Source organism: Streptomyces phytophilus (genome assembly GCF_013870535.1).
Lineage (GTDB): Bacteria > Actinomycetota > Actinomycetes > Streptomycetales > Streptomycetaceae > Streptomyces > Streptomyces phytophilus.
Window position 1 is genome coordinate 1 of sequence record NZ_JACBXC010001340.1, and the last position, 1590, is coordinate 1590.

General features: G+C 73.8%; 2 protein-coding genes. Both read right to left on the reverse strand.

The genetic code is table 11. The features are described from left to right. Positions 1–53 precede the first annotated feature (53 nt). Positions 54–623, reverse strand: a complete 570-nt coding sequence (locus H5J30_RS32185; RefSeq protein WP_181791159.1) for a SigE family RNA polymerase sigma factor — start codon at positions 621–623, stop codon at positions 54–56. Positions 624–796: 173 nt separating this feature from the next. Continuing rightward, on the reverse strand, positions 797–1590 hold a 794-nt coding region (gene dapD, locus H5J30_RS32190), incomplete at its 5' end, for a 2,3,4,5-tetrahydropyridine-2,6-dicarboxylate N-succinyltransferase (protein ID WP_181791161.1).

Below are 1590 nucleotides of genomic sequence, written 5' to 3' on the forward strand. Positions count from 1 at the left end.
CGCGTCCGACTCCGCCATGTGGTGCAGCGAACGGCGCACCAGCTCCTCGACCTTCACGGTTTGACCTCCGTCAACTGCTGTTCGCGTACGGGTTCCGGGGTGCCGGGCGGGTCGAGGGCAAGGGAGGCCAGCTCCGGGGACATGGCGCGCAGCTTGTCCAGCGAACGCCGCGTGGTGCTGCGCACGGTGCCCACGGAGCAGCCGAGGAGGGCGGCGACCTCGCCCTCCGGCAGGTCCTCGTAGTAGCGCAGCACGAGCATGGTGCGCTGCCTCGTGGTCAGCCGGCGCAGCGCCCGCGCCATCACGATCCGCAGCTCCGCGTCGTGCACGGGGTCGCCGCCGGCCGCCGCCCTGCCAGGTTCCGGCGGCTCGGCGACGACCTGCTCGCGGGATCGCCAGCGCAGCCGCCAGCGGCTGATCTGCTGGCGGTAGAGCACCTGGCGGACGTACGCCTCCGGCTCGTCGATGCGCTGCCAGCGCCCCGCCGCCTTGATCAGCGCGTTCTGCAGCAGGTCCTCCGCGGCGCCGCGGTCACCGCCGCTCAGCAGCAGTGCGGTCCTGAACAGCACACCGGACCTGGACTCCACGAACTCGTGGAATCCGGCCTCGCTTGCCGCGTCCATCTGCCCTTGCCCCTCCCTCGTCCGGGGTCACCCTGCCCCTGTAGACGCCTCCCGCGTGCCGCCGCTATGCCTCGGGATGCGAAAAACCCGCCGCGCACGGCGACATGCCGTGCGCGGCGGGCTCGTGCGGGGCCCGGGAGGCGGATCCGGGGGTACGAACCGGCCGCCCCGCGTCAGTCGTTGGCGTGCAGCGCGGCGTTCAGCCCGCCCCACGAGCCGGAGCGCTGGCGGGCCTCGACCGCGCCGGTGGTGGAGTTGCGCAGGAACAGCAGGTTGCTCGCGCCGGACAGCTCGCGGGCCTTGACCACGGCGCCGTCCGGCAGCGCGACCTTCGTGCCGGCGGTGACGTACAGGCCGGCCTCGACGATGCAGTCGTCGCCCAGCGAGATGCCGATGCCGGCCTGGGCGCCCAGCAGGCAGCGCTCGCCGAGGGAGATGACGTCCTTGCCGCCGCCGGAGAGCGTGCCCATGATCGAGGCGCCGCCGCCGACGTCCGAGCCGTCGCCGACGACGACGCCGGCGGAGATCCGGCCCTCGACCATGGACGTGCCGAGGGTGCCGGCGTTGAAGTTGACGAACCCCTCGTGCATGACGGTGGTGCCGGCGGCGAGGTGCGCGCCGAGGCGGACGCGGTCGGCGTCGCCGATGCGGACGCCGGCGGGCAGCACGTAGTCGACCATGCGCGGGAACTTGTCGAGGTGGCTGACCTGGAGGTGCTGCCCGGCGGCGCGGACCGCGAGCCGCACCTCCTCGATCCGGTCGGCGGGCACGGGGCCGTGGGAGGTCCAGGCGACGTTGGCCAGGAGGCCGAAGACGCCGTCGAGGTTCTGCCCGTGCGGGCGGACCAGCCGGTGGCTGAGCAGGTGCAGCCGCAGGTACACGTCGTGGGCGTCGGCCGGCTTCTCCTGCAGCGAGGAGATCACCGTGCGCACCGCGACGACCTCCACCCCCCGCCGCGGGTCGGGGC

Bases quoted from the DNA above. Each gene is read 5' to 3' on its own strand.
- H5J30_RS32185 (WP_181791159.1), bottom strand. From the start codon at position 623: ATGGACGCGGCAAGCGAGGCCGGATTCCACGAGTTCGTGGAGTCCAGG.